This is a genomic window from Glycomyces paridis (assembly GCF_004912155.1).
Classification (GTDB): domain Bacteria; phylum Actinomycetota; class Actinomycetes; order Mycobacteriales; family Micromonosporaceae; genus Glycomyces; species Glycomyces paridis.
Genome location: NZ_STGX01000002.1, coordinates 241,569 through 263,520 on the forward strand (window position 1 = coordinate 241,569; position 21,952 = coordinate 263,520).

Genomic DNA, 21,952 nt, shown 5'->3' on the forward strand with positions numbered 1-21,952 from the left:
GAATCGGCATCAGGGCCTACCGGTCGGTCGGAGCGAGTGGCAGACTCCGTTGCGAGAGATTGGAGAGGCCCCTGATGACCGAATGGACCGTCCCCGACGACCGGCCCGACTACGCGGCCGCGATCGAGGCCGCGCTGGCGCGGCTCGACCTGGAGACGAAGGCCGCCCTGCTCGGCGGCCGCGACATGTGGCGCACGGTCGCCGCACCCGAGGCGGGACTGCGGTCGATGACCGTCTCCGACGGGCCGATCGGGGTGCGCGGCCGGTTCTGGACCGCGGCCGACCCGTCCCTGGCGCTGCCGAGCCCCACCGCGCAGGCCGCGTCCTGGGACCCCGAGCTCGTGCGCCGCATCGGGCACCTCCTCGCGGCCGAGTCGCGCCGCAAGGAGGTCGACGTGCTGCTGGCGCCCACGATCAACCTGCACCGCTCCCCGCTGGGCGGGCGCCACTTCGAGGGCTTCAGCGAGGACCCGTACCTGACCGGGCGCATCGCGCAGGCCTACGTCGCGGGCGTGCAGGAGCACGGCGTGGGCACCACCATGAAGCACTACGTCGCCAACGACGCCGAGACCGACCGGTTCACCGTCGACAACATCGTCGACGAGCGGACCTTCCGCGAGCTGTACCTGCGGCCCTTCGAGATGGTGACCGAGGCGGTGCGCCCGTGGGGCGTCATGACCGCCTACAACGCCGTCAACGGCACCACGATGAGCGCGAACGTCGAACTCATGGCGGTGCTGCGCGAGGAGTTCGGCTTCGACGGGTTCAACGTCTCGGACTGGGGCGCCGCCCGCCACACCGTCGGGGACGTCGAGGCGGGCCTGGACCTGGCGATGCCCGGCCCGTTCACCGTCTACGGCGAACACCTTGTGGCGGCCGTGCGCGAGGGACGCGCGAAGGAGTCCGACGTGGACGCGGCCGTGCGGCGGCTGCTCCTGCTCGCCGCCCGCGTCGGCGCCCTCGACGGCGTCGCACCGGCCGCGGAACCTCCGGTCGAGTCCCCCGACGCGGCGGCGACGCTCCGCGAGATCGCCCGCCGCTCCTTCGTCCTCCTCCAGAACGACGCCCCCGCCGGCGCGGACGCCCCGGCCCTGCCGCTCGACGCCGGCGCCCTCGCCTCGCTCGCGCTCATCGGACCCGCCGCGGCCGAGGCCCGCATCCTCGGCGGCGGCTCGGCCACCGTGTTCCCCGAACGCGTCGTCTCCCCGCTCGACGGCCTCCGCGCAGCCCTCGGCGACCGCGTCGTCTACGCCCAGGGCGTCGACCTGTACGAGCAGATCCTCGCCGCCAAGCACGGCTTCGACCTCGCCGTCCGGCCCGTCCTGCGCGACGGCGCCGAGGGGCCCGCGCAGGCGCTCGCCAGCGGCGACGTCAAGTGGATGGGCTACGTGCCCGGCGACGTCGACCCCGAGGACTTCGACCACGCCGTGGTCGAGGGCACGTTCACCGTGCGCACCGGCGGCGAGCACGTCTTCGGCACGCGCGGCACCGGGCACCACCGGCTCCTCGTGGACGGCGAGGTCGTCTTCGACGGCGACCAGGAGGTCATCGGCGAGGACCCCTTCGAGGCGTTCTTCGGACCCGGCGTCGAACGCGCGCGCCTCCCGCTCGAAGCGGGCCGCACCATCGCCGTCCGCCTGGAGTACACGCCGGTGTCGGCGTTCCCCGCGGGATTCCCGCCCTCGATCCTGTTCGGCCTCATGCACACCGAGCCCCGCCCCGACGAGGACCGGCTCATCGCCGAAGCGGTCGCCGCCGCCCGCGAGGCCGAAGTGGCGGTCGTGGTCGTCTCGACCACGGCGCTGACGGAGTCCGAGGGCTTCGACCGGCCCGACCTGCGCCTGCCGGGCCGCCAGGACGAGCTGGTCGCGGCCGTCGCCGCCGTCAACCCGAACACGGTCGTCGTCGTCAACACCGGCTCGCCGGTCGAGATGCCCTGGGCCGGCGACGTGGCCGCGGTCCTCCTCACCTGGTTCCCCGGCCAGGAGGGCGGCGCCGCCCTCGCCGAGGTCATCCTCGGCGCCGAGCCCGGCGGGCGCCTCACCACGACCTGGCCGAAGACCCTCGCGGACGCCCCGGTCACACGCGTCGTCCCGAACGAGGACGGCGAACTGCACTACGACGAGGGGATCTTCATCGGCTACCGGGCCTGGGAGCGGCGCGGCGGCCCCGCCCCGGCCCACTGGTTCGGGCACGGCCTCTCGTACACCGACTGGACCTACGAGGAGATCGCCGTGGACGGGCGCCTCGTCCGCGTCCGGGTGCGCAACACCGGAAGCCGCACCGGCCGCGAGGTCGTGCAGGTGTACCTCTCGCCGCAGGAGGGCGTCGAGGTCCCCGGCGGCATCGAGGCCCACCGCCTCGCGGGCTTCGCCGCGGTCGAGGCGGCCCCCGGCGAGGCGGTCGAGGTGACCGTGGAGCTGGAGGAGCGCTCGTTCCAGGTGTGGGACGGCGGCTGGCGCACCGTCCCGGGGACGTGGACCGCCTCGGCGGGCCGCAGCGTCGCCGACCTGCCCCTGTCGGCCCCGGTCGAAGCATGACGAAAGGGCGGGCGGGGTCTCCCCGCCCGCCCTTTCCACGAAACCTAGAACCCGGCGGAGTCCTCGCGCAGGGCCCGGTCGGAGCGCACCGGGGTGGTGACGCCCGCGGAGTCCCACGGCTGCGCCTTCGGGGGCTCGTCCGCGCTGGTCGTGAAGTTCTCGATGATGTCGCCGAACTTCGTGCCCTTGATCTTGTCCTGGGCCGCGTTCGCGGCCTTCCCCGCCTGTGAGCGAACTGACGACGCGACCTGCTGGACCCGGTCGTTCCCGGTCACGCGTCGCGCGTAGTCCGCGATCTGGTCGTACCGCTCGCGCCCGGCCTTCGCCCCCAGGACGTAGCCGATCGCGAACCCGGCCACGAGATACCACTTCCGCATTTTTGCCTCCCCCGGCCGACCCTAGGGCCGGACGCTGCCTCGGTTTGCCTGTGCTCTGGAGTTCACGCTGCGTTGCCGCATACAGCGGCCATTCTGCCCCATCACCGGCTACCCCCGCGGACCATGACGAAAACCCGCCCCCGCCGATCCCCGCACCGGACCCACGCCACACCCAACCCCGCTGGCGCCCTCCCACGCCGATCCTGTACGCTCGTATCCGGTTCGCAAGGCGGAAAAGCCGAGCTAGAACCCCTTCCCCAATAGCTCAATTGGCAGAGCAGCCGACTGTTAATCGGCAGGTTCTTGGTTCGAGTCCAAGTTGGGGAGCCAAACTAGAGGAATCCGAACCCCCGGCCGGGAAAACCGGCCCGGGGTTCTTCTCTTTCCCGGGCCCATCGCACTCCCACCGGGGACTGAACACCCGCAGCGCCGGGAACAGCGGACGGACCGGCTACCGCACCTCATCGGCGAGCAGGGACTCGCGAGCTCACTTGAGCTTCGTGTAGAAGGTTTCGTCGTCGACGCCGGTGTCGATGTTGTAGGCGTAGAGCTTTAGCTCGTCGTCTTCAGTGAAGATGAGCTCGTGGGTGAAGTCGATCGTGCGGTCCTCGCCTCGTGCGAGGTCGATCCATTCGCCAGCTTCGCTCACGTTGCAGTCGTATGCGATGGAACCTTCTTCGTCGTACTTTTCGAAGGGGTACTCATCGCAGAGCCGCCAGGTTCCCTTGTCCTCCAGCTGGATGTCGTTGTAGCTGGCGCTCGTGAGAGTGAAGGTGCCGTCTTGGCGGAAGTCGATCGTGAGGATGCCGCCCTCCCAGATTCCGACGACCTCATCGAAGGCGACCTTCTCGACGGGCGGGTCCTCGAACGGTGCGGGGAGTGCACAGGCAAGCGTGACGATGAGAGCGAACGCACCCGCGATGAGGAGGTGGGGGCGGCGCAGTTCGGGGTGGGGATTCATTTGTGTCTCCGACTCGAGTCCCGGCAAGAACATGGAATTGAACATGTTCAGCTTCTAGAGCGAGCCTACCTCATTGCTGAACAAGTTCAACTTTGACGTGCGGAAGACCTGGGCGGCGGATTCGCCAGTCGTGAGCAGCTCCAGCGATTCGGCGGTGCCGACGCCTCTACCCGCCTCTCGTGAACTCGCTGACTTAGAAATGTTCTAAGTCAGCTTCGTCCTTAGTCAGTTGAACCCATCGAGTCCTCGGGAACAGACGAGCCTGAGCATGGCGAAAGGCCGGTCCTTCGGACCGGCCTTTCGCCATGCTCAGGCTCCGGGGAGGCGGGTGAGGGCGTCCTCTACTGCTCGGTGGAAGGTCGGGTAGGCGTAGATCATGGTGCGGAGGCGGGCGAGGGGGGTGCGTTCGTGGACGGCGAGGGTGAGCATGGAGAGGGTCTCGCCGCCGGTGGGGCCGGCGGAGGTGGCGCCGACGAGGATGGCGCGGTCGGTGTCGGCGACGAGTTTGACGAAGCCGTCGTTGCCGGTCTTGTGGATCCAGCCGCGTGAGGAGGCGGGGAGGTCGGAGATCGCGGTGGCGACGTCGAGGCCCTGGTCGCGGGCCTGGCGTTCGGTGAGGCCGACGGCGCCGATCTCGGGGTCGGTGAAGGTGACGCGCGGGACGGCGTGGTATTCGGCGCCGAGGCGGTCCTTGCCGAGGACGTGGTCGGTGACGATGGCGGCCTGGTACATCGACATGTGGGTGAAGGCGCCTTTGCCGGTGATGTCGCCGACGGCGTAGACGCCGTCGGCGATCCGCAGGTGCTCGTCGGTGGCGAGGGAGCGGCCGGAGGCGTCGACGCCGATCGACTCCAGGCCGAGGCCGGCGAACTGCGGGCGGCGGCCGGTGGCGACGAGAAGGCGTTCGGCCTGGAGGCGGAGGTCGCCGCCGGTGACGGTGAAGGTGCCGCCGTCGTGGGCCACGGACTCGATCGCGGTGCCGGTGTGGACGGTGAGGCCCTCAGCTTCGAAGACCTTGGCGACGAGGTCGCCCGACTCGGGCTCCTCCAGGCTGAGCAGTCGCTCGGCGGCCTCGACGACGGTGACACGGGTGCCGAAGCGGGAGAAGGCCTGCGCCATCTCCAGGCCGATGGCGCCGCCGCCGAGCACGATGAGGGACTCGGGCGTCTCGGTGGCCGCGACCGCCTCGCGGTTCGTCCAGAAGGGCGTCCCGGCCAGACCGTCGATCGGGGGGACGGCCGGCTCGGTGCCGGTGTTGAGGATGATCGCCTTGGCGGCGTTGAACTCCTGGTCGCCGACGCGGACCGTGCCGGGGCCGGTGATCGCGGCCTCGCCGCGCACGAGGCGGCCCCCGGCCTCGGTGAGGCGGTCGGCGGCGGCCTGGTCGTTCCAGTCGTCGGTGGCCTCGTCGCGGATGCGGCGCGCGACGGCGCCGAAGTCGGGCGAGACCTCGGCGGCGCCCGCGAGGTCGGGGACGCGGCGGGCCTCGGCGAGCGCGTCGGCGCCGCGGACCATCATCTTGGTCGGTATGCAGCCGTAGTAAGGGCATTCGCCGCCGACGAGGCGGCGTTCGACGCCGACCACCGACAGCCCGGCCCGGGCGAGCGCGCCCGCCGCCGACTCGCCGCCGGGCCCCAGGCCCACCACCACGACATCCACTCGCTCCGCCACGTCGGGCTCCCCTCGTTCGCGTCCGACCCCCGACGATACCGGTGTCCGCGTGCCGAGGGGCCGCTCTCCGAAGTGGATGCGATGGTGCGGACGCGTTTGCGCCAGGCGTGAATCGGGTAGGGTCGCGTGGGCGCCCTCGCGGGCGTCGACCCGGTGGGCCGTGGCGAGGTGCGGACGGCCGCCGAGGGACCGGTCCGCCCGTGCACCCGGAGGAAACCGATGATCGAGTTCCGCGACGTCACGAAGCGCTTCCCCGGCGGCACGACCGCCGTCGACGGGTTCGACCTGGTGATCCCCTCGCACAAGACGACCGTGTTCGTGGGCTCCTCGGGCTGCGGCAAGACCACGCTGCTGCGCATGATCAACCGCATGGTCGAGCCGACTTCGGGCACCGTCCTCATCGACGACGAGGACGTCGCCTCGCGCCCGGCGGTGGCCCTGCGCCGCAGCATCGGCTACGTCATGCAGAACTCCGGGCTCCTGCCGCACTTCACCGTCGCGGAGAACATCGGGACAGTGCCGCGGCTCAACGGCGGCACGAGGCGCGCCGCGCGGGCGAGGGCCCTGGAACTCATGGAGGTCGTCGGGCTCGACCGGACGATGGCCGACCGGTACCCCAGCCAGCTCTCCGGAGGCCAGCAGCAGCGCGTGGGCGTCGCGCGCGGGCTCGCGGCCGACCCGAACATCCTGCTCATGGACGAGCCGTTCGGCGCGGTCGACCCGATCGTGCGCGCCGAGCTCCAGCAGGAGCTGCTGCGGCTGCAACGGGAGCTGGACAAGACCGTGGTGTTCGTGACGCACGACATCGACGAGGCGTTCCTGCTCGGCGACCAGGTGGTGATCCTCGCCGCGGGCGCGAAGCGGCTCCAGGTGGGCAGCCCCAGCGAGATCATCGAGGCGCCCGCGGACGAGTTCGTGGCGGCGTTCATCGGCACCGAGCGCGGCAAACGCGAACTGCGCGTCAAGCAGACGGCGAACGGACCGGTGCTCGTGGACGCCGAGGGCCGCACGCAGGGCGTCCTCGTGGAAGGCGGCGCGTGAGGTGACCTGGGTCCTCGACAACCTCGACCTCATCGGCACGCTCGCGCTCGACCACCTGCGCCAGAGCGTCGTCGCGATCGTCGCCGGGTTCCTCCTGTCGCTGCCGCTGGGCTGGGTGGCGTGGCGGTACCGGCTGCTGCGCGGGTGGGTCATCACCGTGACCGGGCTGCTGTACACGATCCCGTCGCTGGCGCTGCTCATGATCCTGCCGGTGGTGGCCGGCTATCCGGCGACGAGCGAGACGAACCTCGTCATCGCCCTGACGATCTACGCCGTGGCGATCATGGTCCGCGCCGTCACCGACGGCCTCGACTCGATCGACCCGGCGGTGCGGCGGGCCGCGACCGCGGTCGGCTACGGGGACGGGCGGCGCTTCTGGGCCGTCGACCTGCCGCTGGCCGGACCGGTGATCCTCGCCGGGCTGCGGGTCACCGCGGTCAGCACGATCTCGCTCGCCACGGTCGGCATCCTGGTGGGCGTCACCAACCTCGGCTACCTGTTCACCAACGGGCTCCAGCGGCGCATCGTCGCCGAGGTGCTCGCCGGGATCGTCGCGGTCGCGGTGATCGCCCTGGTGATCGACCTGCTGCTCATGGTCGCGGGCCGGTGGCTCATGCCTTGGGCGCGGCGCACCGCCGGGCGCCGCGCGGCCCGGACCGCGGAGGCCGCCTCGTGAACCTCCTCTCGGGCGCCTTCGACTGGCTCGCCGACCCCGCGCAGTGGACGGGGCCGAACGCGCTGCACGTCCTGCTGTGGCAGCAGCTGTTCTACACGCTCGTGCCGGTCGCGGTCGCCGCGGCGATCGCGGTGCCGCTGGGCTGGGCGATCGGCCACACCGGACGGGGCCGGGACGCGGCCGTCGCGGTCGCCGGGGCCGCCCGCGCCCTGCCGTCCTTCGGGCTCCTGGTGCTGCTGGTCCTGGTCTTCGGCGTGCTCCACAAGCCCGAGGCCGCGGTGGTCACGTTCGTGATCCTGGCGATCCCCTCGCTCCTGGCCGGGGCGTACGCCGGGTTCGAGGCGATCGACCGGCGCGTCGTCGACGCCGCGCGGGCGATGGGCATGACCGAGTGGCAGATCCTGTGGCGCGTCGAAGTCCCGCTGGGGCTGCCGCTGCTGGTCGGCGGGCTGCGCTCGTCGGTGCTCCAGGTCGTCGCCACGGTCACGATCGCCGCCTATGTCAACCTCGGCGGGCTCGGCCTGCCGATCATCACCGGTCTGAGCCTGCGACGCTACGAGGCCGTGCTCGGCGGCGCGATCCTGGTGGCCGTGCTCGCGCTCGTGCTGGACGCGCTGCTCGCGCTCGCGCAGCGGGCCGTGGAGCAGCGCGGCGTCCGGGCCGGGCGCGGCGAGATCGTCACCGCGCGCCCCGAGACCGACTCCGCTACCGCAACGCACCCAGGATGAGAGGAAGAACCATGTTCACAGCCCGAGGCACGCGAGCGGGGATCGCCGCCGCGGCGGTGCTCGGCTCCGCGATCGCGATGACCGGATGCTCTTCCGACGACCCGCTCGGCGAGCAGAACACCTCCGACGCCGCAGAGAGCGGCACCGTCGTCGTCGGCTCCCAGGCCTACTACTCCAACGAGATCGTCGCCGAAATCTACGCGCAGGCCCTCGAAGGCGCGGGCGTGGAGGTCGAGCGGCGCTTCAGCATCGGCCAGCGCGACGCCTACATGCCCGAGGTCGAGAGCGGCGCCATCACCCTGTTCCCCGAGTACACCGGGAACCTGCTCCAGTTCTTCGACCCCGAGACCGAGGCGCGCTCCCCCGAGGACGTGTACGCGGCGCTCCAGGAGGCCCTGCCCGAGGGGCTCACGGTGCTCGACCAGGCGGCCGCGAGCGACCAGGACTCCTACACCGTCACCAGGGAGTTCGCCGAGTCCGAGGGGCTCGTCTCGATCGCGGACCTCGCGGGCGCCTCGACGGCGCTGACGCTGGGCGGCCCGCCCGAGCTCGCCGAGCGCCCGTACGGGCCGACGGGTCTGGAGGAGGTCTACGGCGTGGAGGTCGAGTTCTCGGCGACCGGCGACACCACGGTGGAGGACCTGGTGGCCGGGACGGTGAACGTGGCGAACGTGTTCACCGCGGACCCGCGCATCCAGACCGACGACCTCGTGGTGCTGGAGGACCCGGAGGCGCTGTTCCTGGCGTCCAACGTGGTGCCGCTGGTGAGCGAGTCGGTGGCGGGCGACATCGCCGAGACGATCAACGCGGTGAGCGCGGCGCTCACCCCCGAGGGCCTGGTGGCGCTCAACGTGCAGAGCACGGTCGACCAGGCGTCGACGCCCGACATCGCGAAGCAGTGGCTGGCGGACAACGGGCTCGCTTAGCGCGCATGTGAAGAGGCCGGTCCTTCGACCGGCCTCTTCGCGTGTCAGGCGGCGAGCCGGTCGCGGGCCTCCATGAGGGCGAAGCCGAGGAGGTTGAGGCCGAGCCAGGTGCGAGGGGCGGCCGCGCCCGGGTCGTCGGCGGCGAGGCCGATGCCCCAGATGCGGTCCTTGGGGCTGGCCTCGACGAGGACGCGGTCCCGCGTTGCGGCGAGGTAGTCCAGGAGCGGCGGGTGCTGGCCGAACTTGGCGAGGTTGCCGCGCACGACGATCCCGAACCGCTCGGCCTCCCACACCTCCCCTCGGAAGCCGCTGACGCGGCGCCCGAGCTGCTGCGCCTCGGCGGGGTGCCCGGCGGCGAGGATCTGCTCGGCGATCTCGTGGTCGCCGAACAGCCAGGCCTTGTGCGCCATCATGTAGTGCTCGGCGGACGCGAACGTCCGCCCCGCCTCCTCGAACTCCGAGGGCCACCACTGGCTCAGGCTCCCCCGACCGGGACTCCCGTCCCGTTCGGGCTGGTGGCCCCAGAAATGGACGTACTTGAACTCGCGCCCGGCATGACCCAGCGCAATGGCCTCGGCGACGGTACGGGGCAAGGTTTCGGCTTCGGACATCCCCCCACCTTCCCACACCTGTCCGAACCCGGCAACGCGAAACGGGAGTCATGGGACCGGGCCGTCGGCCCGGTCCCATGACTCCCGTTTCGCTCCGACCGAGGTTGTCGGATGTCAGATGCCCGGGTCCTCCGCGTACGCCATCGCCGCAGCCACGACCACGTAATCGCTGATGGCACCGGTGTACACGCGGAGTTCGTCGATGCCGCCCGCGAAGTACGAGCTGCCTCCGCCGGTCCGGCTCCTTCCGATTTCCAGCCCTCCGGCGGCGGTCCACGGCTCGATCCCCTCGCTCACCGCTCCCGCGCTGGCGTTGCCTCCGACGTAGAGGTTCCACTGCCCCAGGGAGCCGTCGAAGACCACGGCGATGCCCTGCGGTTGGAACGTCACCGGAGTCACGCGGCTCGTGAGTTCGACGGTTGCGGCCTCGGGGTCGTCAGCGGTCGCGAGGACGAGCTTCCAGGCGTAGTCCGTGGCGTCGTACCGGACCTCTGCGAGCGGACGGTGCTCGCCCGGGATCGAGAAGACGGTCATGTCCTCATCGAGGTGGTCGCCTTCGAGCTGGACGACGGCGGTGACGCTGAATGATCCCGAGGTGTCGACCAGCGGCGCGTCGAGGGTCGCGTAGTCTCCGTCGCCGTCCAAGAGGAGGTTGCCGGTGCCTGCGATCGGGAAGGGGTCGAAGAACGGGTCGCCTTCGACGAGGATCGAGGCGTCACCGTGCAGTACCGCCGATTCACCGCCCAGGTATTCAGGGCTGAGTCCGTCCGGCGCGGTGTTGAACTGCCAGTAGCCTTCGCGGGTGAAGAGCGGGTGGGTGACGAGGTCTTCGACCTCTCCGGTTGCGACGAACCGGTCGAAGACCTGGATTTCGGCGAGGTCGCCGGACCAGTTGAGGCCCCATTCGTCGTCTGCGAGGGCGCGGCCGATCTGTACGTCGCCGCTCGCGTTCCAGGTCGTCTCCCGGACCGCGGTGTCGACGGCCACGCCGTTGACGTACAAGGCGATGGACTGATCGACCTGGTTGTACACACCGGTGAGTTGGACCCACTCGTCGGCGGTGCCGGGCCAGACCGATCCGCCCGAGACCTGCCAGGAGCCGGTGGGGTCGCGCTTGGCGTCAGGGGTCGCGAACGTCCACTCCCCCGAGGTGGCCGAGAGCGAGTGGTAGCCGAGGACGAATCCGGATTCTTCGGCGCTCTTGAGGCTGACCGCGGCCTGGTCTCGGGCGAGGTCGTCCACGCGCACCCAGGCGGAGACCGCGAAGCCCTCGTCGGTGCGCAGGAGGTCCTTGTCGGCGGTGTTGACGAAGGCGCGAGAGGTGCCGTCGAAGGAGGCGGCGGTGGCGTCGCCCGGTCCTTCGGCGCCGAGCTGGACGCCGTTGCCGACCTTGCCGGGGTTCAGTCCGTTGGCGTCGAGCACTTGGGCCGATCCGGTGGGCTCGGCGAGCGCCCAAGCGCCGACGGGAGCCTTGGCCGAAACTAGGAACGTGTAGTAGGTGTCCACCGCGCCGCCCGTCGTGCTGACAGCCCGCACGTTCAGAACCTGGCGTCCGGAGATCGTCGGCATGTAGGCGAGTTCGACCGGTTCGCTCGGAGGGTCGAGCACGATCTTCTCCGGGCCCTTGTCGTCCCGGCTGAAGTCGACGATGTAGTAGGCGATGTCCGGATCTGCGGCGGTGATCGTGATGGTGCCGATCTCGCCGACCATCGGGCTGGTGATGAAATCGTCGCTCGGGAAGTCGTCGCTGGTGATGACGGGCGCCGAGGGGGCCGCAGCCGCCGGGGTGGCGAGGCCCGCGGCGGCGACTACGCCGGCCAGCGCGGCGAGGAGGAGCCCGCGGAGCGCTCGCTTGGGGATTATGGACATGTGTGTGTTTCTCCAGTTCAGGTCCGAAGGAGGACCGCTTAAGTTGAACACGTTCAACTAATTGGAGTGATCGTACTCCACTTTGGGAGAGCGTAGCGATCCCACCCGTCGCATGGGGAACTTGCCGGGCGGCTAGTCGGGAGGTTAGGGTCGGGGCACCGCGAAGGGAAAGGGTGATCATGGGCGATCCTCGGTTGGCAGCGTTGGCGCAGCGGCACTTCGAGCTGCATTTGGAAGACAGTCCGGTGTCGGCGACGTTCTACGGGATTGCGGGGTACGACCATCTGCTACCCGATCCGAGCCGGGAGGGCGACGCCGTGCGGCTCGCGCACCTGGCGGAGGTGCGGGAGGGGCTCGCGGGGATCGACGCGGGGGCGCTCGAAGGGCAGGACCGGATCACGCACTCGATGCTCGGGAGACTCGTGGCCGACCAGGCCGGGACGGTGGAGGCGGCGCTCGGGGAGGTCGGGCTGAGCAACACGATCAGCGGGCCGGTGTCGTCGATGCTGTCGTCGCTGCCGAGGGCGACGCTCGATTCGGAGCGGCGCAGCGGGGACTACCTGGTGCGGCTGGGGGCGCTCGGGGGCTACTTCGACGCGGTGCTGGAGCGGTACCGGCAGGCCGGTGCCGAAGGGCGGCACCAGACCAGGCACGGGGCGCTCAGCGTGGCCGAGCAGATCCGCGACTACCTCGCGACGCCGATCGACGGTGATGTCCTGGCCGCGCCCGATCCGTCCGGAGTGGACATCGAGGCGTGGAGGGCCGAGGCGAGGGCGATCGTCGCCGAGCGGGTGCGACCGGCGCTCGCGCGGTGGCTCACCGCGATCGAGGAGGAGCTGGCCCCGGCGGGGCGCGGCGATGAGCAGGTGGGCGTGTGCCATGTGCCCGGCGGCGTCGAAGGGTACGCGGCGGCTTCGCGCCAGTTCACGACCACCGATCTCGATCCCGAAGCGGTGCACCGGATCGGGCTCGAAGAGGTCGAGCGGCTGCGCGGGGAGTTCTCGCGGTTCGGGGAGCGGGCGCTGGGCACCGCGGACGCGGCCGAGGTGATCGCGCGGCTCCGCGGGGACCTGTCGCTGCGGTATGCGACGGCCGAGGAGATCCTCGCCGACGTCACCGAGGCGCTCGGGCGGGCCGAGGCGGCGCTGCCGAAGGCGTTCCTGGACTACGACATCGCGCCGTGCGCGATCCGGGCGGTCCCCGAGGCCGCCGAGAAGGGCGCGACCCTCGCGTACTACACCGCGCCCGCCTCGGACGGGTCGCGGCCGGGCACGCACTGGGTGAACACCTATGAGCCGCACACGAGGGCGCGGTACGAGTACGAGGCGCTGGCGTTCCACGAGAGCGTGCCGGGCCACCACCTCCAGTTCGCGCTCGGGCAGACGCTCGAGGACCTGCCGCGGTTCCGGCAGTTCGGGTACGTCACGGCGTTCGGCGAGGGCTGGGGCCTTTACACCGAGCGGCTGTGCGACGAGATCGGGCTCTACAGCGGCGATCTCGCGCGGCTCGGCATGGTCTCGTTCGACGCGTGGCGGGCGTGCCGACTCGTGGTCGACACCGGGATGCACGCCTTCGGGTGGTCGCGGGAGCAGGCGGTCGCGTTCATGCGCGAGCACACCGCGCTCTCGGAGGTCAACATCGCCAACGAGGTCGACCGGTACATCGCGTGGCCGGGCCAGGCGCTCGCGTACATGATCGGGCGCCGCCACATCACCGGGCTGCGCGAGAGGGCCGAGCGGGAGCTGGGCGAGGCGTTCGACCTGCGGCACTTCCACGACCGCGTCCTGTCGAGCGGGTCGATCCCGCTGGCGACGATGACCGAGGTCGTGGAGGCCTGGATCGCCGAGGCGTAACCCGAACGGGGGAACGGCGACGACCGGCGGCGGGCGAGGTGCCCGCCGCCGGTCGCTTTGCGCCGCAGGGCGACCGGCGGGTTCGTGAGGGGTGCCCCACCGGGTGTTGTCGGATTGGTGACAGACAGTGCCGCCGCGGCTGCGGCACGATGGGGACGCGGCGGTGGCTCCCCCCGGGCGCCGCCGCAACCTACTTCCCGTGCCGTGGGCCGGGACCGGCGATCCGCGGCCCCCGCGCACCGGAGACCCTGCGGCCCGAGGCCGCGCGGCCCGGCAGCGTCCGCGTCGGGCGTCGACATTCCGTGGCAAACGCCGATCCAGGGGCGTGACCGCAAGAAGCCGTGGAGAACATCACCATTTGGGACGAGACCTATTGCCGACCCTTAACTTAGGTTAGGCTAACCTACACGTTCTCCGGCCTTCACGACCGCCCCCGCGAAAGGACCCTCCGTGCTGACTAGCGCCGACCCTCGTCCGATCTCCGCGCCGCACAACCGCTCCGACCCCCCGGCCCTCCTCGGCCGCGACACGGCGGCGGCCTACCGCGGCCTCATCGCCGACGTCGCCGGGCGCCTCGCCGAGCGGTTCGCCGCCGTCGAGCGGCCCTGGACCGGCGCCGCCCCCGCGGACCTGGGACCGGCCGTCGCCGCCGTGGACCTCGACCGGCCCCTGGCGTCCTTCGAGGACGCCTTCGAGGAGATCGGCGAGCTGTACCTCAAGGACGCCGTCTGGTTCCACCACCCGCGCTACCTCGCGCACCTCAACTGCCCCGTCGCACTCCCCGCCGTCGCGGCCGAGACCGTCCTGGCGGCCGTCAACACCTCCGTCGACACCTGGGACCAGAGCGCCGGCGGCACCCTGATCGAACGGCGCCTCATCGACTGGACCGCCGAGCGCATCGGCTTCGGGCCCGGCGCCGACGGCGTGTTCACCTCCGGTGGGACGCAGTCGAACCTGCACGCCCTGCTCCTGGCGAGGGACGAGGCGGTCGCGAACGTGCTGCGCGCCCACCGCGACGAGGACGGCGCCCCGCCGCGGCCCGTCGAGGTCCTCGCGAGGCTGCGCATCCTCGCCTCCCCGCACAGCCACTTCTCGGTCGTCAAGGCCGCCAGGCTCCTCGGCCTCGGCGAAGACGCCGTCGTCACCGTGCCCGCCGACGACTGGTCGCGCATGAACCCCGCCGCGCTCGACGCCGCAATCGAGACCTGCCGCGAACGCGGCCTCGTCCCCGCCGCCGTCGTCGCCACGGCCGGCACCACCGACTTCGGCTCCATCGACCCGCTCGACCCCATCGCCGAGGTCTGCGCCGCGCACCGCGCCTGGCTCCACGTCGACGCCGCCTACGGCTGCGGCCTCCTCGTCTCGCCGCGCCGCCGCGCGCTCCTCAAGGGCGTCGAGTTCGCCGACTCGGTCACCGTCGACTACCACAAGTCGTTCTTCCAGCCCGTCAGCTCCTCCGCGCTCGTCGTGCGCGACCGCGCCTCGCTGCGCCACGTCACCCACCACGCCGACTACCTCAACCCCGCCGAGGCCGTGCTCCCCAACCAGGTCGACAAGAGCCTCCAGACCACTCGCCGCTTCGACGCGCTGAAGCTGTGGATGACGCTGCGCACCTTGGGACCCGACGCGATCGGCGACATGTTCGACCGCGTCTGCGACCTCGCCGGGAGCACCTGGGACTGGATCGCGGCCGACCCGCGCTTCACCGTCGCCGCCCCGCCGTCCCAGCTGTCGACCGTGCTGTTCCGCCTCGCGGGCGCCGACGACGAGACGCACCGCCGTGCCCGGGAGGCGCTCGCCGCCTCCGGGGAGGGCATGGTCGCGGCGACCAGAGTGGAGGGACGCATCGCCCTCAAGCTCACGCTCCTCAACCCCGAGACCGGCCTCGCCGACGTCGTGCCCGTGCTCGAAGCGCTGGCCCGCCACGGCAAGAGCGCGCAGGAGGCGGCGTGAGCGGCGCGGTGCGCGACTTCGTCGGCATCGGCCTGGGGCCGTTCAACCTCGGCCTCGCGGCCCTGACCGAGCCCGTGGCCGACCTCGACGGGATCTTCCTGGAGCGCAAGGCGAACGTCGACTGGCACCCGGGGATGCTCATCGAGGGCACCACCATGCAGGTGCCGTTCATGGCCGACCTGGTGACCCTCGCCGACCCGACCTCGCCCTTCTCGTTCCTCAACTACCTCAAGGACCGGGGGCGGATCTACCCGTTCTACATCCGCGAGTCGTTCTACCAGCTGCGCGCCGAATTTCAGGACTACCTGCGGTGGGCCGCCGGGCGACTGGGAAACCTCCACTTCGAACGCGAGGTGACGGCGGTCGAATGGGAGGACGGCGCGTACGCGATCCGCTCGGAGGGGCCCGGCGGCCCTCGGGTCGACCGCGCCCGCCGGATCGTACTCGGCACCGGCACCCCGCCGTGGGTGCCGCCCGCGTGCCGCGATCTGGCCTCCGAGACCGTCTGCCACGCGTCGTCCTATCTCGACAACCGCGAACGGCTCAAGGAGTGCGCCTCGATCACCGTGGTCGGCTCCGGGCAGAGCGCCGCCGAGATCTACCGGGACCTGCTGGGCGACATCGGCACCGGGTACGAGCTCAACTGGGTGACGCGCTCGCCGCGGTTCTTCCCGCTGGAGTACACCAAGCTCACGCTGGAGATGACGAGCCCGGAGTACGTCGACTACTTCCACGCCCTGCCGGGCTCCAAGCGCGACGAACTCGGCGCCGCCCACAAGGGACTGTACAAGGGCATCAACGCGGAGTTGATCAACGACATCTTCGACGTGCTCTACGAACTCCGGTTCCTGCACGGCGCCGTCCCGACCAGGCTGCTCACCAACTGCACCGTCGAGAGCGCCGTGGAGAAGGACGGCTCGATCCGGCTCGGGATCAGGCAGCACGAGCAGGACCGGGGCTTCAAGCTGCGCACCGAGGGCCTGGTCCTGGCGACCGGCTACAGTTACCGCGTCCCCCCGTTCCTCGAACCCGTGCGCGACCGGCTCCGCTTCGACCCGACCGGCCGCCTCGACGCCCGCCGCGACTACAGCGTCGACGCCGCAGGCGAGGGCGAGGTCTTCGTCCAGAACGCCGAACTCGCCACCCACGGCTTCACCGCACCCGACCTGGGCATGGCCGCCCACCGCAACTCCTGGATCATCCGGTCGATGACCGGCCGGGAGGTCTACCCGATCGAGCGCCGCATCGGACTCCAGGAGTTCGGGGCGCCGCCGTCGTGAACCGCGAGAAGGACACAGGCATGACCGCACCCATGAAGGCACCGGCCACGTTCTACCACCTGCACGACCGCCTCGGCGACTTCGGCCTGCGCCCGGTCGACCCGCCCACCGACTCACCGCTGCTGCACGAGTGGGTCACGCATCCCAAGGCCAAGTACTGGATGATGCAGGACGCCACCGTCGCCGACGTGCTCGCCGAGCACGAGGGCATCGAGATGCACCCCGCGCACTTCGCGTACATGGGCCTCTACCACTACCGGGCGCGGTTCCTGGTGGAGGTCTACGACCCCGCCGGCACCGAGCTCGCCGAGGTCTACAGCCCCGCCGAGGGGGACGTGGGCATGCACGTCCTCACCGCCCCGAGCGAGCAGCCCATCCCCGGGTTCACCAAGGGCGTCATGGAGACCGTGATGCGCCTGCTCTTCGACGGCTTCGGCGCCAACAGGGTCGTCGTCGAACCCGACGTCGGCAACGAGGCCATCCACCGGCTCAACGAGTTCGTCGGCTTCCGCCCCGAGCGCGCCGTGCGCCTGCGGGACAAGGAGGCGCTCCTGAGCTTCTGCACCCGAATCGATTTCGAGCGGTCCGCCGCGAGAGGAGTCCCCGCGTGAGCGCGATCGACCACCTGACCCCCGAGCGGTGGCGCAGGGCCACCGCGACGCTGCTGGCCAAGGCGATCGGGGAGTTCACCCACGAGCGGCTCCTCGTGCCGGTCAAGACCGGGGGCCGGTACGTCCTCACCGCGCGCGGCGAGCGCTACCGCTTCACCGCCGAGCGCCTCAAACTCGACCACTGGGCCGTCGACCCGGCCTCGATCCTCCGCGAGGACGCCGACGGCGAGCCGCTCGAACTCGACGCCGCCGCGTTCTTCCTCGCCTTCAAAGGCGAACTGGGACTGAGCGACTCGGTGCTGCCGGTGTACCTCGAAGAGGTCGCCGCCACCGTCAACCGCGGCGCGTTCCAGGCCGGGGACGACCAGCCGAGCGCCGCCGAACTCGTCGACGCGGGCTTCCAGGCGATCGAGGCCGCCATGACCGGCGGGCACCCGTGCTTCGTCGCCGGGTCCGGGCGCCTCGGCTTCACCGCCGAGGACCACCGGGCCTACGCCCCCGAGGCCGGGGCGGGCGTGCGCCTGATGTGGCTGGCGGCCAGGCGCGAGCACGCGATGTTCGCCTCCTCCCCCGGGCTCGACTCGACGTGGCTGCTGGAGACCCAGCTCGACCCCGACTCGCGCGCCTACTTCGCCTCGGTGCTCACCGACGCCGGACTCTCCTATGAGGACGTTCACCTCATTCCCGTGCACCCCTGGCAGTGGCGCAACAAGATCGCCGTGACCTTCGCCCCCGAGATCGCCGCCGGGCGCCTCATCCCGCTCGGCGAGGGCGACCACGAATACCAGGCCCAGCAGTCGATCCGGACCTTCTTCAACCGCTCCGACCCCGGCGCCGACTACGTCAAGACCTCGCTCTCGGTGCTCAACATGGGCTTCATGCGCGGACTGTCCACCGAGTACATGGAGGTCACGCCCGCGATCAGCGACTACGTCGCCGACCTCGTGCACGGCGACGCGACCCTCCAGCGCCTGGGCGTCACCGTCCTGCGCGAGCGGGCCGCCGTGGGCTACCGGCACCCGGCGTACACCACCGGCGCGCCGAAGGGCTCGCCGTACCGCAAGATGCTCGCGGCCCTGTGGCGAGAGAGCCCCGTGCCGCGCCTGGGCCAGGGCGAGAGCGCCGCGACCATGGCGTCCCTCCTCCACGTCGACGCCGAGGGCGCCCCGTTCGCCTCGGCGCTCATCCGCCGCTCGGGCCTCCCCGCGGCAGCATGGCTGCGCCGGTACCTCGACGCGTACCTGGTCCCCTTGGCGCACTGCCTGTACCGGTACGGCCTCGCGTTCATGCCCCACGGCGAGAACGTGATCCTGGTCCTCAAGGACGGCGCGGTCGAACGCGTCTTCCTCAAGGACATCGGCGAGGAGTGCGCGCGCATGGACACCGACGCCGAGGTCCCCGACGCGGTGCGCCGCATCCAGGGCGCGGTGCCCGACGAGGTCCGGGCGCTCGCGATCCAGGTCGACGTCGTCGACTGCTTCCTGCGGTTCCTCGCCGCGATCCTCCACCTGGACGGCGCGCTCGACCAGGACGAGTTCTGGCGCGTCGCCGCCGAGTCCCTCAAGGACTACCAGGCGGCCCACCCCGACCTCGCCGACGCGTTCGCGAAGTACCCGCTGTTCGAGGACTCCTTCCAGCTCTCGTGCTTGAACCGCCTGCAGCTCAAGGACAACCTCCAGATGGTCGACATCGAGAACCAGGAGGAGAGCCTCATCTACGCCGGCTCCCTCGACAACCCCCTCGCGCCCTGGCGCTGACGGGACCCGCCGGGCGGGACCGGACGGCACGGCCCGCTCCCGCCCAGCGGTCGCCTCAAGCGACGATCATTCGCTCCAAGGGTTGATGAGCACCAGTCCGAGCCCCTCGAAGTGCTTCGTGTTCCGCGTCGCGAGTGGCGCTCCGGCGGCCGAGCAGACGGCTGCGATTTCCACGTCGGCGAGCCCGATCGCTCGGCCGCGTCTTTCGAGATCGGCCATCAGGCCACCTCCGATCTCGGCGGCGACCGCGTCGTAGGCGAGCACCCGCCCCCGGAAGATCTCGTGGACCATGATGTCGATGCGGTTCATCAGCTGCGTTTTGCGCGAGCCTTCGGGCAGTCGCCCGGCCCCGAAATAGAGTTCGAGCACCGTCGTGGCGGTGAGGTGCGGTTCGACCCCGGGGAGACCGTCGAACCAGTCGAGCACGGCCGGTTCGGGTTCGGCCCTGATCAGCTCCGATACGACATTGGTGTCGACGACTACGACCATTCGGAGAAGTCCACATCCCTGGGCCGGTCGGTCCGGGGCGGCACCGCGAACTCGTCGAAGCCGCCGACTTCGGCGAAGAGCCGGTGCACTCGGCTGCCGAGCATCCCTGGTTCGGATTCAGCGGAGCGGGTGCCCTTGTCGATGATGTCGCGGGCTTCAGCCTCCATTGAGCGCTGATGCGCCGCGGCCTGGCGGCGGAGCCGCTCATAGACCGTGGCGGGTATCGCCCGGATGGACATGGCCCGTTCCCGGGCCTCGGAGTCGGTCATGATGGTCACCCCCTCACGCTATCGATGCTAGCACCGAAAGCCTGGAAGAACACGCTGAACGTTCGGCTCTGATTGACTCGGGCGGGAGGGGTCCGTCGGGTCGTTCTTCGTCGGTGGGGTCCGACAGGTGGGAGACGGGGTGACACGGCAGGCCATTATGAAGGGCATGCAACTGAACAGCCCTGTCCTCATCACCGGCGCCAGTCACGGTCTGGGTATGGCCACGGCCGTGGTGCTCGCCGCCGCAGGTGTGCCGCTCGCGCTGTGCGCGCGCAATGCCGCCCCTTTGAACGAGTTCGCCGAGAAGCTGCGCGCGGGGTACGACGTGCCGGTCGCGACGCGGGCGCTGGACGTCAACGACGCCGAGGTGCTCGTGGAGTTCGCGCACGAGGCCGGGCGGCGTCTGGGCGACCTCGGCGGGGTGGTCGCCAACGTCGGCGGCGCCCGCGGCCGGAGCCTGGTCGACACCGAGGCCGACGACTGGACTTATACCTTGGGCGTCAACGTGACCAGTGCGATGACCGTCTTGAAAGCGGCGCTGCCGCAGCTGCGGCGCACCGGCGGCTCGGCCGTGCTGGTCTCCTCGATCTCGGGTTCGAAGCCCTCCCCCGGGCTGGCGTACGGGTCGACGAAGGCCGCCCTCAACCACGCCGCGACGGTGCTCGGCCGCGAGCTGGGCCCCAGCGGCGTGCGCGTCAACGCCGTCGCCCCCGGCTCCATGCTCATCCCCGACCGCAACTGGGACCGCCTGCGCGCGGCCGACCCGGGCCGCTACGAGGCCTTCCTGGAGGAGTTCCCGAACCGCGAACTGCTCGACCCGAAGGACGTCGCCGAGGTGATCGCATTCCTGTTGTCGGACAAGGCGAAGGCGATCAACGGCGCGGTGATCCCGGTGGACGGCGGCCAGAACGCCCCCAGCGCCTACGGTTACTGACCGAATATCCTATAGGATATATCCTGCATGATTCGCCGGTTCCGAGCCCGTAAGGGCGGGCGTGACCGGCGAATGCCATAGGATATATCCTATAGGATTTGCGGTGTTGCGGGCCGGGCGAACCGGTGGGTTCGTCAGGCCGGTTCCTGTGCGGGGGTTCCCGGGCGGCCCATGAGGAACGGGACCACGACGAGGGCGACGACGGCGCAGCACAGGCAGAGGACCCCGTAGCCGAACTCTTCGACGATCGGGCCCGAGGCGACGCCGGCTCCCATGGCGGACAGGCCCATCACGAGGTCCGAGAAGCCCTGTGTGGACGGTCGCTGGGCGGGGGTGACCGCGCCGGTGACGAGGGCCGCCGAGCCGACCGTCATGGCCGACCAGCCGAGGCCGAGCAGGACGAGGCCGACCGAGACCCGCACGTGGTCGTCGGCCGCCGCCGAACCGGCGACGACGCAGGCGGCCACGAGGGTCGCGGTGCCGCCCACCAGGACCGGCCGCGCGCCGTGGCGGTCGATGAGGCGCCCGAAGACCGGCGCGAAGGCGTACATGGCGCCGACGTGCAGCCCGAGGATGACGCCGACGACGGTGAGCGCCCGCTCGGGATCGGCCATGCCGTGCTTGATGTGGAGGGCCGCCATCGCCATGACGCCGACCATGACGAAGTGCCCCAGGGCGGCGGCGATGACGCCGGTGCGCACGGCGGGGTTGGCCCGCGCGGTCCGCAGGCCGTCGGCGATCGACCGGCGCGGCGCGTCGGACTCGCCGCTGATCGCGCGGGCCGTCAGCAGCGGGTCGGGGCGCAGCAGCAGGCCGGTGATCGCTGCGGTGACCAGGCACAGCAGTCCGATGGCGGCCATCGAGCCGACGTACGCGGGCCCGCCGAACCAGCCCGTCCACACCCGTTCGGCCAGGCCCGCCATCGACGGGCCGACGACCGAGCCGATCGTGGTGGCCCACACGACGATCGCCAGGTGCGAGCCGCGTTTGGAGGCCGGGGCGAGATCGGCTGCGGCGTAACGGGACTGGAGCCCGGCGAACGAGGCCGAGCCGAGCAGGAAGTAGCCCGCGACGGCCACTGCCGGGTTCTCCAGGTGCACCGCCGCGATGACGACGAGCGTGCCGAGAACCGCGCACCCGTACCCGAACGCGAGCCCGCCGCGGCGCCCGAACCGCTCGGTGATCCGCACCGCCGGGACCACGACGAGCGCCGAACCACCCACGAAGAGGCTCTGCGCCAGGCCCGCATACGTCGAGGAGCCGGTCATGTCCTCGACGAGGAGCGCGCCCACGGCGATCCCGATCCCGACCGCGAGCCCGCCGAGGATCTGGGTGCAGAACAGGGTCCGCAGGACGCGGCGCTGAAGCACGGTCGTGTCAGGTGCGGTCGTGTCCGGCGGAGCGGT

19 protein-coding genes and 1 tRNA gene are annotated in these 21,952 nt (G+C 71.1%); 12 read left to right on the forward strand and 8 right to left on the reverse strand.

Going from position 1 to position 21,952, the window contains the following annotated elements; genetic code table 11:
• The first annotated feature begins 74 nt into the window (after positions 1 to 74).
• Positions 75 to 2,540 (forward strand): glycoside hydrolase family 3 protein, encoded by a 2,466-nt coding sequence (locus tag E9998_RS03210; RefSeq protein WP_136528262.1) that lies wholly within the window; start codon positions 75 to 77, stop codon positions 2,538 to 2,540.
• A gap of 44 nt (positions 2,541 to 2,584) precedes the next feature.
• On the opposite strand, the gene E9998_RS03215 is transcribed toward E9998_RS03210, so the two are convergent.
• The gene (locus E9998_RS03215) at positions 2,585 to 2,917 is read right to left on the reverse strand and encodes a hypothetical protein (protein WP_136528263.1); all 333 of its coding nucleotides are present in this window, start codon (positions 2,915 to 2,917) and stop codon (positions 2,585 to 2,587) included.
• 254 nt (positions 2,918 to 3,171) lie between these two features.
• Between E9998_RS03215 and E9998_RS03220 the strand changes: the two genes are divergently transcribed.
• A tRNA-Asn gene (locus E9998_RS03220) sits at positions 3,172 to 3,247 on the forward strand.
• A gap of 157 nt (positions 3,248 to 3,404) precedes the next feature.
• Here E9998_RS03220 and E9998_RS03225 read toward each other — a convergent pair.
• Together E9998_RS03225 and E9998_RS03230 are read right to left on the reverse strand one after the other, a co-directional pair.
• The gene (locus E9998_RS03225; RefSeq protein WP_136528264.1) at positions 3,405 to 3,923 is read right to left on the reverse strand and encodes a hypothetical protein; all 519 of its coding nucleotides are present in this window, start codon (positions 3,921 to 3,923) and stop codon (positions 3,405 to 3,407) included.
• A gap of 264 nt (positions 3,924 to 4,187) precedes the next feature.
• Positions 4,188 to 5,549, reverse strand: a complete 1,362-nt coding sequence (locus tag E9998_RS03230; protein WP_136528265.1) for a dihydrolipoyl dehydrogenase family protein — start codon at positions 5,547 to 5,549, stop codon at positions 4,188 to 4,190.
• 219 nt (positions 5,550 to 5,768) lie between these two features.
• On the opposite strand from E9998_RS03230, the gene E9998_RS03235 reads away from it, so the two are divergent.
• Genes E9998_RS03235 through E9998_RS03250 form a run of 4 tightly spaced genes read left to right on the forward strand, consistent with a single transcriptional unit; the run spans position 5,769 to position 8,920 of the window.
• Entirely contained in the window at positions 5,769 to 6,590 is an 822-nt protein-coding gene (locus tag E9998_RS03235; protein ID WP_136528266.1) for an ABC transporter ATP-binding protein, read from the forward strand.
• 1 nt (position 6,591) lies between these two features.
• Positions 6,592 to 7,266, forward strand: a complete 675-nt coding sequence (locus E9998_RS03240; RefSeq protein ID WP_136528267.1) for an ABC transporter permease — start codon at positions 6,592 to 6,594, stop codon at positions 7,264 to 7,266.
• Positions 7,263 to 7,994: an ABC transporter permease gene (locus E9998_RS03245; RefSeq protein WP_136528268.1), complete on the forward strand. Its 732-nt coding sequence runs from the start codon at positions 7,263 to 7,265 to the stop codon at positions 7,992 to 7,994. Before E9998_RS03240 ends, E9998_RS03245 begins: the two co-directional genes overlap by 4 nt.
• A gap of 11 nt (positions 7,995 to 8,005) precedes the next feature.
• The gene (locus E9998_RS03250) at positions 8,006 to 8,920 is read left to right on the forward strand and encodes an ABC transporter substrate-binding protein (RefSeq protein ID WP_136528269.1); all 915 of its coding nucleotides are present in this window, start codon (positions 8,006 to 8,008) and stop codon (positions 8,918 to 8,920) included.
• A gap of 44 nt (positions 8,921 to 8,964) precedes the next feature.
• On the opposite strand, the gene E9998_RS03255 is transcribed toward E9998_RS03250, so the two are convergent.
• Both E9998_RS03255 and E9998_RS03260 read right to left on the reverse strand, forming a co-directional pair.
• Positions 8,965 to 9,531 (reverse strand): NADAR family protein, encoded by a 567-nt coding sequence (locus E9998_RS03255; RefSeq protein ID WP_136528270.1) that lies wholly within the window; start codon positions 9,529 to 9,531, stop codon positions 8,965 to 8,967.
• Positions 9,532 to 9,645: 114 nt separating this feature from the next.
• Positions 9,646 to 11,400, reverse strand: coding sequence for a LamG domain-containing protein (locus E9998_RS03260; protein ID WP_136528271.1), 1,755 nt, complete (start codon positions 11,398 to 11,400; stop codon positions 9,646 to 9,648).
• A gap of 179 nt (positions 11,401 to 11,579) precedes the next feature.
• Here E9998_RS03260 and E9998_RS03265 point away from each other — a divergent pair, with 179 nt between their 5' ends.
• From E9998_RS03265 to E9998_RS03285, 5 genes are all read left to right on the forward strand, one after another.
• Positions 11,580 to 13,253 carry a DUF885 domain-containing protein gene (locus tag E9998_RS03265; RefSeq protein ID WP_136528272.1) on the forward strand — a complete coding sequence of 558 codons (1,674 nt, stop codon included), beginning with the start codon at positions 11,580 to 11,582 and terminating at the stop codon, positions 13,251 to 13,253.
• Positions 13,254 to 13,706: 453 nt separating this feature from the next.
• Positions 13,707 to 15,206: a pyridoxal phosphate-dependent decarboxylase family protein gene (locus E9998_RS03270; protein WP_420842407.1), complete on the forward strand. Its 1,500-nt coding sequence runs from the start codon at positions 13,707 to 13,709 to the stop codon at positions 15,204 to 15,206.
• Positions 15,203 to 16,486 carry a lysine N(6)-hydroxylase/L-ornithine N(5)-oxygenase family protein gene (locus tag E9998_RS03275; RefSeq protein ID WP_136528273.1) on the forward strand — a complete coding sequence of 428 codons (1,284 nt, stop codon included), beginning with the start codon at positions 15,203 to 15,205 and terminating at the stop codon, positions 16,484 to 16,486. The genes E9998_RS03270 and E9998_RS03275 overlap by 4 nt, the downstream gene beginning before the upstream one ends.
• Before the next feature lie 20 nt (positions 16,487 to 16,506).
• Positions 16,507 to 17,097 (forward strand): GNAT family N-acetyltransferase, encoded by a 591-nt coding sequence (locus E9998_RS03280; RefSeq protein ID WP_136528274.1) that lies wholly within the window; start codon positions 16,507 to 16,509, stop codon positions 17,095 to 17,097.
• Positions 17,094 to 18,854, forward strand: a complete 1,761-nt coding sequence (locus E9998_RS03285) for an IucA/IucC family protein (protein ID WP_204745220.1) — start codon at positions 17,094 to 17,096, stop codon at positions 18,852 to 18,854. The genes E9998_RS03280 and E9998_RS03285 overlap by 4 nt, the downstream gene beginning before the upstream one ends.
• Before the next feature lie 66 nt (positions 18,855 to 18,920).
• On the opposite strand, the gene E9998_RS03290 is transcribed toward E9998_RS03285, so the two are convergent.
• Positions 18,921 to 19,343 (reverse strand): type II toxin-antitoxin system VapC family toxin, encoded by a 423-nt coding sequence (locus tag E9998_RS03290; RefSeq protein WP_136528275.1) that lies wholly within the window; start codon positions 19,341 to 19,343, stop codon positions 18,921 to 18,923.
• The gene (locus E9998_RS03295) at positions 19,334 to 19,612 is read right to left on the reverse strand and encodes a FitA-like ribbon-helix-helix domain-containing protein (protein WP_420842408.1); all 279 of its coding nucleotides are present in this window, start codon (positions 19,610 to 19,612) and stop codon (positions 19,334 to 19,336) included. The genes E9998_RS03290 and E9998_RS03295 overlap by 10 nt, the downstream gene beginning before the upstream one ends.
• 166 nt (positions 19,613 to 19,778) lie before the next feature.
• On the opposite strand from E9998_RS03295, the gene E9998_RS03300 reads away from it, so the two are divergent.
• Positions 19,779 to 20,546 carry an SDR family NAD(P)-dependent oxidoreductase gene (locus tag E9998_RS03300; RefSeq protein ID WP_158299676.1) on the forward strand — a complete coding sequence of 256 codons (768 nt, stop codon included), beginning with the start codon at positions 19,779 to 19,781 and terminating at the stop codon, positions 20,544 to 20,546.
• Between the two features lie 134 nt (positions 20,547 to 20,680).
• Here E9998_RS03300 and E9998_RS03305 read toward each other — a convergent pair whose 3' ends face one another.
• Entirely contained in the window at positions 20,681 to 21,916 is a 1,236-nt protein-coding gene (locus E9998_RS03305; protein WP_158299677.1) for an MFS transporter, read from the reverse strand.
• Positions 21,917 to 21,952 lie beyond the last annotated feature (36 nt).